The sequence below is a fragment of the Candidatus Eisenbacteria bacterium genome (assembly GCA_005893275.1).
In the GTDB taxonomy this organism is placed as follows: domain Bacteria; phylum Eisenbacteria; class RBG-16-71-46; order SZUA-252; family SZUA-252; genus WS-7.
Genome location: VBOW01000017.1, coordinates 28,741 through 43,922, shown reverse-complemented (window position 1 = coordinate 43,922; position 15,182 = coordinate 28,741). Strand labels below are relative to the sequence as shown.

Annotated in this window: 13 protein-coding genes; 5 read left to right on the top strand and 8 right to left on the bottom strand. The window is 67.9% G+C overall.

The window, feature by feature from the left end:
• From E6K76_02890 to E6K76_02855, 8 genes are all read right to left on the bottom strand, one after another.
• Positions 1–1,050: a c-type cytochrome gene (locus E6K76_02890; GenBank protein ID TMQ60080.1), complete on the bottom strand. Its 1,050-nt coding sequence runs from the start codon at positions 1,048–1,050 to the stop codon at positions 1–3.
• Complete coding sequence (locus E6K76_02885) at positions 1,047–2,267, bottom strand: hypothetical protein (protein TMQ60079.1); 1,221 nt, start codon at positions 2,265–2,267, stop codon at positions 1,047–1,049. Before E6K76_02885 ends, E6K76_02890 begins: the two co-directional genes overlap by 4 nt.
• Positions 2,264–2,950 carry a cytochrome c gene (locus tag E6K76_02880; protein ID TMQ60078.1) on the bottom strand — a complete coding sequence of 229 codons (687 nt, stop codon included), beginning with the start codon at positions 2,948–2,950 and terminating at the stop codon, positions 2,264–2,266. The genes E6K76_02885 and E6K76_02880 overlap by 4 nt, the downstream gene beginning before the upstream one ends.
• Complete coding sequence (locus E6K76_02875) at positions 2,943–3,485, bottom strand: DUF3341 domain-containing protein (protein ID TMQ60077.1); 543 nt, start codon at positions 3,483–3,485, stop codon at positions 2,943–2,945. Before E6K76_02875 ends, E6K76_02880 begins: the two co-directional genes overlap by 8 nt.
• The gene (locus tag E6K76_02870; protein TMQ60076.1) at positions 3,475–4,884 is read right to left on the bottom strand and encodes a hydrogenase; all 1,410 of its coding nucleotides are present in this window, start codon (positions 4,882–4,884) and stop codon (positions 3,475–3,477) included. Before E6K76_02870 ends, E6K76_02875 begins: the two co-directional genes overlap by 11 nt.
• Entirely contained in the window at positions 4,881–7,961 is a 3,081-nt protein-coding gene (locus tag E6K76_02865) for a 4Fe-4S dicluster domain-containing protein (protein TMQ60075.1), read from the bottom strand. The genes E6K76_02870 and E6K76_02865 overlap by 4 nt, the downstream gene beginning before the upstream one ends.
• Complete coding sequence (locus tag E6K76_02860; GenBank protein ID TMQ60074.1) at positions 7,949–8,476, bottom strand: cytochrome C; 528 nt, start codon at positions 8,474–8,476, stop codon at positions 7,949–7,951. Before E6K76_02860 ends, E6K76_02865 begins: the two co-directional genes overlap by 13 nt.
• Before the next feature lie 97 nt (positions 8,477–8,573).
• Positions 8,574–8,822: a hypothetical protein gene (locus tag E6K76_02855; protein ID TMQ60073.1), complete on the bottom strand. Its 249-nt coding sequence runs from the start codon at positions 8,820–8,822 to the stop codon at positions 8,574–8,576.
• A 78-nt stretch (positions 8,823–8,900) separates the two neighbouring features.
• Here E6K76_02855 and E6K76_02850 point away from each other — a divergent pair, with 78 nt between their 5' ends.
• From E6K76_02850 to E6K76_02830, 5 genes are read left to right on the top strand one after another with little or no spacing between them, the layout of a single operon-like run.
• Positions 8,901–10,739 carry an isochorismate synthase gene (locus E6K76_02850; protein ID TMQ60072.1) on the top strand — a complete coding sequence of 613 codons (1,839 nt, stop codon included), beginning with the start codon at positions 8,901–8,903 and terminating at the stop codon, positions 10,737–10,739.
• Complete coding sequence (gene menD / locus E6K76_02845) at positions 10,720–12,552, top strand: 2-succinyl-5-enolpyruvyl-6-hydroxy-3-cyclohexene-1-carboxylic-acid synthase (protein ID TMQ60071.1); 1,833 nt, start codon at positions 10,720–10,722, stop codon at positions 12,550–12,552. Before E6K76_02850 ends, menD begins: the two co-directional genes overlap by 20 nt.
• A complete protein-coding gene (gene menH / locus E6K76_02840) occupies positions 12,393–13,409 on the top strand; it encodes a 2-succinyl-6-hydroxy-2,4-cyclohexadiene-1-carboxylate synthase (GenBank protein TMQ60070.1) in 1,017 nt (338 codons plus the stop codon). The genes menD and menH overlap by 160 nt, the downstream gene beginning before the upstream one ends.
• Before the next feature lie 12 nt (positions 13,410–13,421).
• The gene (menB, locus tag E6K76_02835; GenBank protein ID TMQ60069.1) at positions 13,422–14,252 is read left to right on the top strand and encodes a 1,4-dihydroxy-2-naphthoyl-CoA synthase; all 831 of its coding nucleotides are present in this window, start codon (positions 13,422–13,424) and stop codon (positions 14,250–14,252) included.
• Positions 14,253–14,273: 21 nt separating this feature from the next.
• Positions 14,274–15,155: a 1,4-dihydroxy-2-naphthoate polyprenyltransferase gene (locus E6K76_02830; GenBank protein ID TMQ60068.1), complete on the top strand. Its 882-nt coding sequence runs from the start codon at positions 14,274–14,276 to the stop codon at positions 15,153–15,155.
• The last annotated feature ends 27 nt before the right edge of the window (positions 15,156–15,182 follow it).

Here is a 15,182-nt window from a genome sequence, read left to right as displayed (position 1 = left end):
TCAGCTCCGGTTCGCGCCGGCCGGCGCCGGAGCAGGAAGGAACGCGGCGTTCCCGGCCGTGCTTCCTGCCTGCCGCGCCCGCAGGCTCATGGTGAAATCGTATAGCCCACGGATCTCGGCGTGCGAGAGATTTCCGCTTCCGGGCATCACGTACCCGGGGATTCCTTCCACAACCAGTTTCTCGAACCGCGCGGGGTCTCCCGCCCACCCGGTCCGCGAAGTCGAGATCTTCATGGTCGTCACGTAAGCGTACGGCGCGGAGCCCAGCATGCGCACCCGCACTCCCCCCTCGCCGGATGCGCCGTGACACGAGGCGCACCGTTCGGCATAGAGCGACGCGCCGGGACCGTCCGCCGGGGCCGCCGCGGCCATACCCACAGGCGGGTTCGGCTCCGCGAGAAGGCGGATCGCCACTTCCACGGGAATCGTGGGACCGGGTTTGGGGGGACCGCCCAGCGTGCCGCCCGGAGTCCCTCCCGGTCCCGCGCCGGCGCCCGGCGCTCCCCCGATCGGACCCAGCCAGGCCAGATCCTCCGGCCTGTCCTCCCCGGGCTTCGGCGAAAGCGAACGCACGTAATGCGCCAGGGCGAAGCGATCCTCGAGGGGGATATTCGTGAACGCGGCCATCGCGGTCCCGGGAGATCCGGTCGAGACGGTCTGAACGATACGGGCGACGCCCCCTCCGTATTTCCAGTACCCCTCGTGGAAATTTCGCGGTTTCGGGTTGAGCGCCACCGCGGCGGGCCCGTCCCCAAAGCCGTTCGGCCCGTGGCAGGAAGCGCAGTTGACCGCGAAGAGGCTCTTCCCCTTCGCGATCAGCTCGGGCGTCGGCTTCAACAGCGACGCGACATCCACCGACGCTCCCGGTTTCGCCGCGGTCGCGCGCGCCTCGCCGCCCTCGCTCCCGGCCGAGCGCATGCCCGCCATGTAGGCGAGCGTCGCCATGAGACCGAGGAGCACGCCCGTGACCACGAACTGCGCGATCGCGAGACCGGGCACGGCGTTCTCCTCGTGCCGCGGGTCGGGTTCTGGACGCATCGTGCCGGTCACGCGTGGAACCTCACGCTTGCCTGAAAGTAGGGGTCCCCATGCGGCGCGGCCGGATGGCGGCTCAAGAACCACTGCACCGTCCAGCCGAACAGGCCGATGAAGCCCACCGCGACGCCCACCTCATTCCAGCTCAAGACCGCGTGCTCCGGGGAGAACGCGGGATAGATGACCCAGTACATATCGAGCCATTGGCCGATCACGACAGCGCTCGCCACCGTGAGCAGCGCGATCTCGTTCTCCTTCACCTTCTGGGGCATCAGCACGAAGAACGGAATCACGAACTTGAGCACGCCCACCACGATCGCGATCGCCCCCCATCCGGTGTAGATCCGGTGGATCATCCACTCGATTTCCTCAGGCAAGTTCGCATACCAGATGAGCATGAGCTGCGAAAAGGCTATGTACGTCCAGAAGACGGAATAGGCGAAGATGTTCTTGCCGAGGTCGTGGTAATGGGCCCGGCTCACGACCCCCTGCAGCGCCCCTTGGCGCCTCAGGAGCACCGCCGTGATCGCGATCGCGGCGAGACCGCTCTGCCACAGACCCGCCCAGCAGTAGACGCCGAAGATCGTGCTGTACCAGGTCGGCTCGAGCGACATGAGCATGTCGAAGCTCGCGAGGGTGAAGGTGAGCGCGAACGTGAGGACGAAAATGGGGGCGTACTTGAGATTGGCCTTCGAGAGCGAAAGGTCGCGCGTCTCGTCCTGTTTGGTCGAGTTCCGCACGAAGAACCACGAGAAGAACACCCAGAGGGCGAGGAAGCTCAGGTTTCGCAGCACGAAGAGATTCGGTGAGAGATAGCCCCCCTTCGCGATCAGCTTCCACTCTTCGCCCTGGGTCGCCGCCGGGCTCGACCAGATGTAAATGTGCGGGATGCCGATCACCACGACCAGAAAGAGGAGAACCGCGACCGGCACGAACGAGGAAAAGGCGTCGGCGATCCGCCGCACGGCCACGCTCCAGGTCGCTCCGACCAGGTAATGGATCGCCGTAAAAAACGTGCCGGACAGGCCGAGGCAGAGAAAGACCCAGTAATTGTGGAGCCACGCGGCGTAGGCGCGCGTCGGGTCGGTCTTCACCTCGAGGAGGAAGGTCACGACGCCGATGACGATCATGAGCCCCAGCAGCGCGCGCACCCCCATGGAGGCCGAGACGGGCGCGACGCGCACCTTCTCCCCCGGGTGCTGGACCGCGTGAGCCAAGGAGTCGGCGCTCATGGCTTCCCTCCCACCGGAGCCTTCCCCTCCCCGGCGCCCGGGACGGGGCCGGCCGGCGCCTTCGTCTCCCCCGCCGTCGTATCGGGTTTGATCCCGGCCGCCGCGAGATCTTGCGGAAGCGGATTCGCGGCGCGCTCGAGCGCGCGAACGTAATGGATCACGGCCCAGCGGTCCTCCGGCTGGATTTGCGATGCGTAGTTCGGCATGAGGTTCTGGCCGCGCGTGATCACGTGGTAGATCCGGCCGTCGGGCCAACCGCTCACTTTCTGCGACAGCAGAGACGGGGGCATCGGAAACTTGGGCACGATGTAGCCCTGTCCATCCCCCTTGGGCCCGTGGCAGACGACGCAGTACGTCATGAAGACCCGCTCCCCTCGCCCCAGGACGTCCGCGGTGCGCGGGAGGGGGTTAACAAGGTCTCGCTGCGCGGCGAGGCTGTCCTCGACGCCGTAACGGTACGGCGTGAACCCGCGCGGCACGGTTCCAGGCACCGGAGGGCGCATCGCCGACATTCCGGGGCGCAGAGGATCTTCGTTCTGCGCTTTGACCGCCGGCGAATAGGCCATGTTCGGCATGTACTCCAGCGCCGGCTCGCTCTTCCGGTGCGAGCAGCCCGCCACGAGGGCCAGCGCGACCACCACCGCCGGCACGGAGAGACTCCACCGCGCGGTCGCCCTAAACACGGACCACCCTCAAATCCACGGCCCCGGTCCCTCCCAGGATCCTGAAAATCCGCTCTTCGTTCCAGCTGGGCCCGTGCTCGGGCACGTAGAGCCCGAAGCGGTCATTGGTGAAATTGCGATCGAGGATCGGGCCCTTCAGATCGGGGAGGCCGCACGCCAGGATGAGCGCGGCCAGGGTCATCGTACCCCCGAGGAGCACGCCGCATTCGAACATGACCGGGATGAACGCCGGGAGCGAGATGTACGGCTTTCCACCGACGTTGATCGGCCAATCGAACGCCGAGGTCCAAATCTCGAACGTGAGCCCAAGCGCGGCCCCGCTCAACCCCATGACCAGCGTCACGTAGGGCACCCAGGATTTCCTGATGCCCAGCGCCTCGCTCAGACCGTGGACCGGGTAGGGCGTGAACGCGTCGATCCCCTCGAGTCCGTGCTCCTTTGCGAGCGCCGCGGCGTTCAGCAGGCGGTCGGGGTCATCGTAGAGGGCGAGCACGGCTCGCACCGGGCGGCGTTTTCGGAAGCGGTCAAGAAACATGGACCGGCTCCTTCGCCCGAGGCAGTTCGCGCGGCGCGGCGGTTCGTTTCGCGCTCCAGAGCACGCTCTTCACCTCGGCCATCGAGATCGCCGGGAAAAAGCGGCAGAAGAGCAGGAACCACATGAAGAAGAAGCCGAACGAGCCCACGATCACGGAGTAGTCGAAGATCGTCGGCTTGTAATAGGACCAGTTCGGCGGGAGGAAGTCTCGGTGGAGCGACGTCACGATGATCGTGAAGCGCTCGAACCACATTCCCACGTTGACGAGGATGGACACCACGAACATCACGGGAATGCTTCGCCGGAGCTTCCGGAACCAGAAAATCTGGGGAACGACGACGTTGCACGTGACCATGATCCAGTAGGACCACGCGAACGGCCCGCGGGCCCGGTTCAGGAAGGTGAACCGCTCGAAGGTATTTCCGCTGTACATCGCGACGAAGAACTCGGTCGCGTAGGCGTATCCGACCATCATCCCCGTCACGAGGATGATCTTGTTCATGTTTTCCAGATGTTGGAGCGTGACGTACTCCTCCATATGGAAGACCTTGCGGAGGATGACGAGCAGGGTCACGACCATCGCGAAGCCGGAGAAGATCGCCCCGGCCACGAAGTACGGAGGGAAAATGGTCGTGTGCCACCCGGGCAGGAGCGACGTCGCGAAATCGAAGGAGACCACGCTGTGCACGGAAAGCACGAGCGGCGTCGACAGCCCGGCGAGCATCATGTACGCCCGCTCGTAGTGCTGCCAATGGCGCTCCGAGCCGCGCCAGCCGAGCGAGAGGGCGCCGTAGATCGCGCGGCGCCAGCCGGTGGAGCGGTCCCGCAGCGAGGCGAAGTCGGGGATGAGTCCCGTGTACCAGAAGCAGATCGAAATCGTGAGGTACGTCGTAACCGCGAAGACGTCCCAGATGAGCGGCGAGCGGAAGTTCACCCAGAGGAACCGCCAGTTAGGGTACGGGACGAGCCAGTAGGCGAACCAGGTCCGGCCGAGATGGATCAGCGGGAAGAGCCCCGCGGTCATGACCGCGAAGATCGTCATCGCCTCGGCCGAGCGGTTGATCGCGGTGCGCCAACGCTGCCGGAACAGGTGGAGGATCGCCGAGATGAGCGTGCCGGCGTGGCCGATGCCGATCCAGAACACGAAGCTCGTGATGTCGACGGCCCAGCCGACGGGGTGATTCAGCCCCCAAATCCCGATGCCCTTGTACATCTGGTATCCGATTTCCATGAAGAACTGGAGGGTCAGGAGGGCCGTGATTCCAAAAAAGACCTTCCACAGCATCCCGGGCTTCCGTTCCAGCGGGGCGGAAACATCCCGATTCACGTCGGCGAACGACTTCCGCGCGTCGATCAAGGGCTCGGCCGGGAGCACGGGGGACTCGGCGACGTCGCTCATGAGCCCACCTCCTCACGGTTCCTTACCTTGAGCTCGTACGTCACGACGGGCAGGGTGTTCAGCTCGGCCAGCACGTGGTACCCGCGCGGGCGCTTCATCAGCTCCGACACGCGGCTCTTCGGGTTGTTGATATCGCCGAACGTGATCGCCTGCGTCGGGCAGGACTGCATGCACGCGGTCTCGATGTCGCCGTCCTGGACAGGAACTCCGAGCGCCTTCGCGCGCTCCTTGCCGTCGCGGATGCGCTGGATGCAGAACGTGCATTTTTCCATCACGCCTTTGGACCGCACCGTCACGTCCGGGTTGAGCACGAGCCTCAGCGATTTCTCCCGCACGCTCGAGTAATCGAACCAATTGAAGCGCCGGACCTTGTACGGGCAGTTGTTCGAGCAGTAGCGAGTCCCGACGCAGCGGTTGTAGATCTGTAAGTTGAGACCCTCCGAGTTGTGGACGGTCGCGAGCACCGGGCAGACGGTCTCGCACGGCGCGTTCTCGCAATGCTGGCAGAGCATCGGTTGATGGACCGTCTCCGGATCTTCGGGATTCCCGGAGTAGTACCGGTCGATCCGAAGCCACGCCATCTCGCGCCCCCGGAGGACGATCGACTTCCCCACGACCGGCACGTTGTTCTCGGCCTGACACGCGACCATGCAGGCGGCGCACCCGATGCACGCGTTCAAGTCGATCGCCATTCCCCAGCGGTAGCCGAGATACTGGTGCCTCGACCACATCGACGGCTCGCTCGTGGGGGCGTCGTTTCCCGAGGAGGGATCCTTGAGGAAGGAAGCGAAGGTGGTCTCGTAAATGATGGGACGGTTCTCCGTATACTGGTGTCCCTGGACGCAGGCGAGCGGCGCCCGGCGGCCCGTCCTCGTGACCCGCGCGGGAATTCCGCTCAGCCCGATCCGGCCCCCGGTGGCCTGCGCCAACGCGTAGCCGTTTTGTCCGACCTGATTCCCCACGCGTCCCGCCGCGGTGCGTCCGAATCCGACCGCGATCGCGACCACATCCGGGTGGAGACCGGGCTGCACGTGGACGGGCAGGTCGAACTTGGCGTGACCCACGTCGACGGTGACCACGTCCGCCTTCATCTCGTATTCCGAAACGCCCAGCTCCTTCGCGCGGGACGGGGCGATCGAGACGTAGTTGTCCCAACAGATCTTCGAGACCGGATCGGGAAGCTCTTGAAGCCAGGCGTTGTTCCCGCTGCGACCGTCGTATTGCGTGACCGGCACGTAGAGCACGAGCGAAAGCGGCCCCCCGGACGGCGCCGGTGCGCGCGTCGCGGGGATCTCGCTCAGCGCCTCCGGCCGGAACGCGCCCGACGCGGGGCGGGCTCTCCCCCGGTCCTTCGCCTGCCATACGCCCTCGCGGAGCGCTCCTTCCCAGAAGAGGTCGAAAGACGCCGCGGCGTCGCTCTTCGGATAGACATCGCCGCGCCAACGCTCTTTTAGGTAGTCATGCCAGCTCCCGGTCGTGGCCGCGAGAGAACCGGCCCCCAAGGAACGCCCCCACGCGAGCAGCGTGTCCTGGAACGCGCGCGTGTCGTAGAGCGGCGCGATCGCGGGCTGCGTGAGCGAGCGCACGGCTCGGTTCGGCTCATGGTCGTTCCAGGATTCGAGGTAGTGATGGTCGGGGGCCACGAAATCGGCGTGCCGGGCGGTCTCGTCCACGCGGTCGGAGAAGCTCACGATGAACCGAACCCGTTTCATGAGCTCCGCGAATCCGAGCGCCGCGGGCAGCGTGTAGGCCGGGTTCACCCCCTGGATGAGTAGCACCTGCACCTCGCCCGCGCGCATCCCCTCGACCAGCGAGAGCACCGCCTCCTCCGAGCCCTGCGCCTGAAGCGAGGGTGTCGCCATCTCCACGGTCGCGCCCTCGTTCCCGAGCGCCATGTTCAGGAGATTCGCCGCGACCTGAAGCGCCACGGCTTGGCTCGCGGGCGCCGCCTGCGGTCCAGCGAGGACCAGGCTCTTTCCGCGGTTGGCCCAAAGCTCGTCCGCGAGCGCGGCGAGCGTTCCCGGCTTGAGGCCCGCGTCCCGCTCCACGGTTTCGGCAGGGTACCCGCCGAGCGCGGCACCGACCGCAGCGTTGCCGGAAAGGGGCGCTCTCGGAATCCGCACGTGGAGCTCGTGCGCCAGCGCGAGCGCGATGCAGAGGAGATGCTCCGGACGGACGCGGTGCCGGACGTCCGCGTTGGTTCCGGTGAGCGTGAGGATCGGCTCGATCGCCACGACCTTGGACATCGAGCCCGACTCCGGTTTGCGGCGGCTCGAGAAATCGCGGGCGAACTCCACCGGCGAAAGAAACGTGCCCAGCGGATCGGCTCCGAGCGTGACCAGCAAGTCGGCCCGGTCGAGGCGATAGTGCGGGATGAGGCGCTCTCCGTAGCAGAGCTCCTGAGCCTTCGCGATCGCGTCGCTCGAGACGGCGTCGTAGGAGACGTGCGCGCCACCGGGGAATATCTTGAGGAACTCATCGATCAGCGCCCGCGTCGTTGGGCTCGTCACGGTCCCCGTGAGGAGGACGACCCTGCCGCCGCCACCCCGCGCCTCGCGCAGCGCGTTTGCGGTGCGCGCGTCGAGCCCGCCCCACGTGGTCGCGTTCGCCGCCCCGGTGTTGCGGTCGACCGCGACGGGGCCACGAAGCCGGTCCGGATCGTAGAGGTTGAGAAGCGACGCCTGGCCGCGGGCGCAGAGCCCGCCCCGGCTCAACGGGTGCTCCTTCATCCCCTCGAGCTTGATCGGTCGTCCCTCGCGGGTCTTGACGAGGACGCCACACGCCGCCGGGCACTCGCCGCACGTGGATGCGTACCACACCGCCTTCCCCGGAATCGCCTCTTCGGGCGCCTTGATGTAGGGAAGGATTTTTTCGACCGGTCTCCGCGCACAGCCCGCTGCCGCGAACGCGGCCCCGGCCCCGACCAGCTTCAGGAAATCACGCCGGGATGGGATTTCGGTGGTCTCCTCGGACGGCGTGAGGAACTCGCGCTCGCGAAGCTCCCGAACCTCGGGATCCCCGTGGAGCTCGGCCAGAGAACGCCAGTGCTTCGGTGTGGGTTCCGTCATATATGGCACGTGTTGCAATCCGTCGGGGCCTTGTTCGCTCGATGGCAGCTGATGCAGAAACCCATCTTGAGATCCTTGGATTGCTGGATCACGTCCATGTTCTGGACCTGCCCGTGGCAGGTTTGGCACGCGAACCCGCGCGCGATGTGCCACTGGTGGCTGAAATAGACATAGTCGGGCTCGCGATGGACGCGCACCCACGGAAGCGGCTTACCGGATTGGTAGTACTGCGCCACCATTTGAATCGCGGGCCGGTCGGTCCGAACGACAGTATGGCAGTTCATGCAGACGGCCATGGCGGGGACCGTCGCATGACGCGATCGCTCGGCATTCGAGTGGCAGTAGAGACACGGGATCTTGTTCGTGCCCGCATGGAGCTTGTGGCTGAAGGGAATCGGCTGCTTTGGAGCGTAGCCCACGTTGCTGAATGAATCGAAAAAAGACCAGCCGCCCAGGACAAGCAGAACGAGCGCGATCCCAATGGCTTGCTTTGGCTTAGAAGTGCTCAAGTCGCCGGAAACCACTTTCCCCCGGTGCCCCGCCGCACGCGCGGATAAGACCCCTTGGAAACAAGATTGTGAATAATGTCACCAACTTTGTCGACCGTCAAGCGGATCCCCCTCAGGAGAGCGGGTGACGCGCGATCGCGGTGGCGAGCGTCGTCGCGCCGTAGAACAATCCGAACATCACGCTCCCGAACGAGACCGCCTGCGCGAGCCGCCGGGTGACTCCGGGGGCGGCGAGCCCCGAAACCGCGATCGGAATGGAAAGACCGGCGCTGGCCGCCGCCATGCCGACGATCGAGCCGAATCCGAATAGGACAAGGTAGAGTAGACCGTCCACGCGCGACGGCATCGTCGCGAGGATCACGAGGGTGAGGGCGCCGCTCCCCGCGAGCCCGTGCGCGGCGCCGACCCAGAAGGGCCTCGTTCCAAGGCCGCGGATCGAATGGGAGTGGTCGTGCCGCGGGGACGGCGCGGGGCCTCGCGCGGAAGCGGGCGAGCGATCGCGCGCGAGCCCGCCCACTCCGAGGAAGACGATCATGGCCGCGACCCCGAGCTCGAGAGGGAGAGTGAGGGCGGAAGGAAACCTCAGGCCGAGCCCGATCACGGGCAATCCAACCAGGAGCAGCGACGCGAGGTGTCCCAGCCCCCAGAAGCCCCCGATGAGCCCGGAGCGAAGCGGACTGCGCCCGCGGCTCACGAGCGTGGCGACGGCCGCGATGTGATCGGCCTCAAGCGCGTGGCGCAGACCGAGAACCAGACCGAGGGCCATATGGGGGGCCGGAGCGGGAATCATGCGCGGGAAGATACGATAGCCGCGCGCGATTGCCTAGCATCCTCGAGTTGCCGCGTGTCCGCGCGCTCTCTATACTGGCCGACCGTGGCGGCTCCCGACACCTCTCCATTCGCGGCAGCTCGGTCCGACGCTCGGCTCCAAGATACGCAAGGAGCCGCGCGCGCGATCGCGGCCGAGCCGGGCTCGATCTCGGGCGAGAGCGCGAGGGTTTCCGGACGAAGCCCATGGGACTGCCTTCGGTCCCTGCGGGAGGAGGCGGCCCGACGCCCGGTCTTCCTCTGGGAAGCGCCGGAGGGGGAAGCGATCGCCGGGGTCGGGGCTCTATCCGGAATTGAGGCCGCGGACGCGCGCGTCGCGAGGGCAGGCGTCGACGCGGACGGCGCCCGCTTCACGGAGATCGCGGCCAAGATCGGGCGCCTGCTCCGCGCCGCGAGCCACCGCGGTCCGGCGCCGCAGGGCTTCCCCGGCGCAATCGCGATCGGCGGCTTCTCCTTCGCCGAGCAGGGCGCGCGGCCGGGGTGGCCTGGATTTCCCGACGCCGCCTTTTTCATTCCCGCGCGCGTGTTCTGGGGGAACCAGACGGAGGAGACCGTCGAGACGCGTTGGACATCCGGCACGGGCGGCGAAGGAGGCTGGAGCGGCGCCGCGAATTTCGCCCGACTGGAGCCCCCTTCGGCCCCCGCGTGGGACCGGGGCCGCTGGATCGAGGCCGTGCGACGGACGCTCACGAGGATTCGGGAGGGCGCCTGCTCCAAAGCCGTGCTCGCCCGCTGGGTCGAGCTGGAGCTGGATCCCGCGACCGATGCGATCGAAATCATGGAATCGCTCCGCGCGGCCTATCCCACGTGCTACCGGTTTCTCATCTCCGATGGGAACGGGAACGCGTTCCTGGGGGCGAGCCCCGAAAGACTGGCGCGGCTCGCTCACGGGGAGATCTCCACCGAGGCGGTCGCCGGCACGCAACGCTGCGAGCCGGGGGAGGATGAACACGCCCTCATGCGCGCCCTCGCGAAGAGCGAGAAGGACCGGAGCGAGCACAAGATCGTCCTCCGCCACCTGCTCGAGACACTCCGTCCTCTTTGCGACTCGCTGCACGCGCCCGAGGAGCCGGAGGTGATGCGGCTTCCCCATCTCCTGCACCTCCGCACTCCCGTGCGCGGGCGAGCCCGGGAGGGAGCGCATGTCCTCGATCTCGTTGCGCGGCTGCACCCCACCCCCGCGATCGCGGGTTGGCCGCGGACCGAGGCCAAGGCCTGGATCGACCGGGTCGAGCCCTGCGGCCGCGGCTGGTACGCAGGGCCGATGGGCTGGCTGAACGGCAGGGGAGAGGGTGATTTCACGGTCGGCATTCGATCGCTCGCCCTGCGGGGACGGCGCGCCCGCCTCTTCGCGGGCGCCGGGATCGTCGAAGGCTCCGATCCCGAGCTCGAGTGGAACGAGACCGAGCTCAAGATGAAAGGGATTCTCGATGCCGTCGCGCGCGACTGAATCCGAGACGCGGCGCGCGGGGATGCGCTCCGCGGACGCCGGCGCCCCCGCCGCCGAAGGGGCCGAGCCGCTGCGCGCGCCGGGCGCGATCAACCTCGCTTGGGCGGACCGGTTCGCCACGGCGCTCCACGACGCGGGGGTCCGGGACGCGGTCCTCTGCTCGGGTTCGCGCTCGGCACCGCTCGCGCTTGCCTTCGACCGCTCCCCGATCGCGACGCACATCTCGCTGGACGAGCGCTCGGCCGGGTTCTTCGGCCTCGGCTTGGCCAAGGCGTCGCGGCGGCCGGTCGCGCTCGTGTGCACGTCGGGCACCGCGGCGGCGAACTTCTTTCCCGCGATCATCGAGGCGGGCTACGCGCGCGTTCCGCTGATCCTCGCGACCGCCGATCGCCCGCCCGAGCTGCGGGACACAGGCGCCCCGCAGACGATCGACCAGATCAAGCTCTTCGGCTCCCACGTACGCTGGTTCGTCGAAGTGGGAGCGCCCGAGGGGTCTCCCACGATGCTCGACTACGCGGCCTCCCTCGGAGCCCGCGCGGTCGCGGAGGCATGGCGCGCGCCCGCGGGGCCGGTGCACCTCAACTTCGTGTTTCGTGAGCCGCTCCTTCCCGAGCCCGACGCCCTCCCGCCGGCGCCCACTCCGGCGCCCGCAGCGTCCATCGTGGCCGAGCCTCCTCCACCCGCGCCGCAGACCGTCGAGCGCATCGCGAAAGCAGCGAGGGTGCTGAGACGCGGGCTCATCGTGTGCGGCCCCGACGATTCTCCGCCCGACCTCGCGTCGGCGGTCGCCAAGCTCGCCCTGGTCACGGGCTACCCCACGCTCGCGGACCCCGCGTCCCAGATCCGGTTTGGTTCGCGCCCCGGCGGGCCGGTCCTCGGCGGTTACGACGCGTTTCTTCGGTCGGCGCCGTTCGCGGCACGGCACGAGCCCGAGCTCGTGATCCAGTTCGGCGCGGCTCTCACGTCCAAAGCGTTTCATGCGTACACGGCACGGCATCCTTCCGCGCGCCACGTGATCGTGGATCCGGGAGCCGGATGGCGGAGCCCCGCGCGTCGGGCGCGCGAAGTCGTGACCGCCGACCCAACGGCCTTCGCCGAGGCCCTGTCGGAAGCCCTCGCCGGTGCGGCGGATCCGCTCCCGAGCTGGCGCGAGGAGTTCGAGCGGGCGGAGCGCGCCGCGCGGGAGACGATCGCGCGGCATCTGGAGCGCGCCCGGACGTTTTGCGAGGGGAAGATCTTCCCCGTGCTGCTGGAGGCGCTTCCCGAGACGGGGACGCTCTACGTCGGAAACAGCATGGCGATCCGGGATCTCGACGCCTTCGTGCCCAACCATCCCCACCGCGTGCGCGTGCTCGCGAACCGCGGCGCGAACGGGATCGACGGCGTCGTCTCGAGCGCCCTCGGGGCGAGCGCCGCTTCGAACGACCCGCTTCTTCTCGTCACCGGAGATCTCTCGTTCCACCACGATCTGAATGCGCTCCACATGGCTCGCGGCGAGCGGGTGGGGGCGACCATCGTCGTGGTGCACAACGATGGCGGCGGCATTTTCTCCTTCCTTCCCGTTGCGCGGCATGCGGCGTTCGAGCGCTACTTCGGAACGCCCCACGGTCTCGATTTCGCCCCCGCCGCCGCGATGTATGGAACCCCCTATTCATGCCCACGCACCTGGGAGGAGCTCAGGACCCGGGCGGCCGCCTCGCTTCGGGCCCGCGCGACCGAGGTGATCGAGGTCCGGACCGAGCGGGACGGGAATCGCGCGTGGCATCAGGCCGTTTGGGACGACGTGGTCCGCGCGGTCGGGAGCGGCTCGTGACCCTGACCGTGCGCGGCGTCCCCTACCACATCGTCCTCGACGGCGAACCCGCGCGCGGCCGCCCCATCGTGCTCCTGCACGGATTCAACGGCTCGAGCGAGGACTGGACCCCCCTGCTCCCCAGGCTCCGCGGGGAGGGGCGTGCGGCGATCGCGGTCGACCTCTTGGGCCATGGAGCCACGGGCGCTCCGGCGGATCCTTCGCGCTACACCATGGCCGAAGCCGTCCGGGACCTGGACGCGATCCTCGGGGACCTGGGCGTCGAACGCTCGGACTGGCTCGGATACTCGATGGGCGGCCGCGTCGCCCTCCATATGGCGCTGGCCCAACCCGAGCGCGTGAGCTCGCTCATTCTCGAGAGCTCTTCGCCGGGCATCGAGGACGTTCACGCCCGCGCCAGGCGGCGCGGCGAGGACGACGCGCTCGCCGACCGGATCGAGGAGCGCGGAATCGAGTGGTTCGTGAATTACTGGAGCATGCTTCCTCTCTTCGAGACGCAGCGGGAGCTTCCCCCAGCGACCCTGGCGGCGCTCCGTTCGAGGCGGATGGGGTCTCTCCCCGCCGGGCTCGCCCGCTCGCTGCGGGGCATGGGCCAGGGCGTCCACGACTACCTCGGCAGCCGCCTCGACCGCGTGCGCTGCGACGTGCTCCTCCTCGCCGGGGAGCGCGACGTGAAGTACGTCCGGGTCGCCCGCAGCATGGCGGAGGCGATTCCCGGATCGTCGTGCGTCATCGTTCCCGGGGTGGGGCACGCGGTCCACCTGGAGGCGCCCGAGGCGCTCGCGGACGCGCTCGCGGCGCACTGGATGGCGCTCCCGGAGCTCGACGCCGAAGCCTCGTCACGTTCTTACGAATAGGAGCCGACCCTCATGACCCAGGCCGTAGGCATCGCGTGGAAGCCCGCGCGCACGTTCACCGACATCCTCTATGAGAAGGCCGAGGGAATCGCGAAGATCACGATCAACCGACCCGACGTGCGAAACGCGTTCCGCCCCCTCACCGTGCGGGAGATGATCCAAGCCTTCGAGGACGTGCGGGAAGATCCCGAGATCGGCGTCGCGATCCTGACCGGCGCGGGGACCGAAGCATTCTGCTCGGGGGGAGACCAGCGCGTGCGGGGGGCCGCCGGCTACGTCGGCGACGATCAGGTGCCCCGCTTGAACGTTCTGGACCTTCAAAAACAGATCCGGTCCCTCCCCAAGCCGGTCGTGGCCATGGTCGCGGGGTACGCGGTCGGCGGCGGGCACGTGCTTCACGTCGTGTGCGATCTGACGATCGCGGCCGACAACGCGCGCTTCGGCCAGACCGGCCCGAAGGTCGGCTCCTTCGACGGGGGATTCGGGGCGTCCTACCTCGCGAGAATCGTGGGACAGAAAAAGGCTCGCGAGATCTGGTACCTCTGCCGCCAGTACGACGCCGCGCAGGCTCACGAGATGGGGCTCGTGAACGAGGTCGTCCCGCTCGAGCGGCTGGAAGAGGAAACCGTCGCATGGTGCCGGGAGATGCTGGCCATGAGCCCGCTCGCGATCCGGTGCCTCAAGGCCTCCTTCAACGCCGAATGCGACGGCGAGGTGGGATTGCAAGAGCTTGCCGGAAACGCGACGCTTCTCTTCTACATGACGGAGGAGGCGCAGGAGGGACGGAATGCCTACCTCGAGCGGCGAAAGCCCGACTTCTCCAAGTTCCGCCGTCTCCCCTGAGCGGTGGATGAAACCCCCTCCATGAGCCGCGCGCGCGCGTGGCTCCACGCCGCGCGGATTCCGACCCTCGCGGCCGCCGTGGTCCCCGTCGCCGTCGGGTCCGCGCTCGCCGCGCGCGACCATCGCTTCCGGCCGGGCCCCGCGCTCGCGGCGCTCCTGGGCGCGATCTTCATCCAGATCGGTACCAATCTCGTGAACGATTGGGGCGACTTTCTCCGGGGCGCGGACACCCGCGAGCGTCTCGGACCACCCCGGGCGCTAGCGATGGGCTGGCTCACTACCTCGGAGGTGGGTGCCGGGATCATCGCCTCCTTTCTCTGCGCGACTTTGGCCGGCGTCTATCTCGTGGCCACGGCGGGTTGGATCGTGGTCGCGATCGGGCTCACGTCGATCGCGGCGGGAATTGCCTACACCGCGGGGCCCTGGCCGCTTGCGTATACTGGATTGGGAGAGATCTTCGTTTTCGTCTTCTTCGGGATGGTGGCCGTGTGCGGAACTTACTTCGTCGAGGGGAACACCCTTTCGCCCGACGTGATGTTGGCGGCGATTCCCGTCGGCGCGCTGGCAACGGCGATCCTCGTGGTGAACAACGTGCGGGATCTGGACGGAGACCGGGCCGCGGGGAAACGCACCCTCGCCGTTCGGGTGGGACGCCGCGGCGCGCGCGCGGAGTATGTGGCGCTCCTCGCGGTCGCCTATGCCACCCCGGCGCTCCTGGCCTTGTCGGGGCGCGCCAGCGGGTGGGTGATCCTTCCCTTCCTCACCGTGCCGTTCGCGGCGCTCGAGGGGCGGCGGGTTCTTGCGCGCGAGGACGGGGCTTCGCTCAACGCGGCGCTTAAGGGCACGGCGCGTCTCCACGTGCTCTTTGGGATTCTGTTCGCAACCGGAATGATGATCGCGTGAGCGCACCCCCCCGCCCCGACGCGCCCT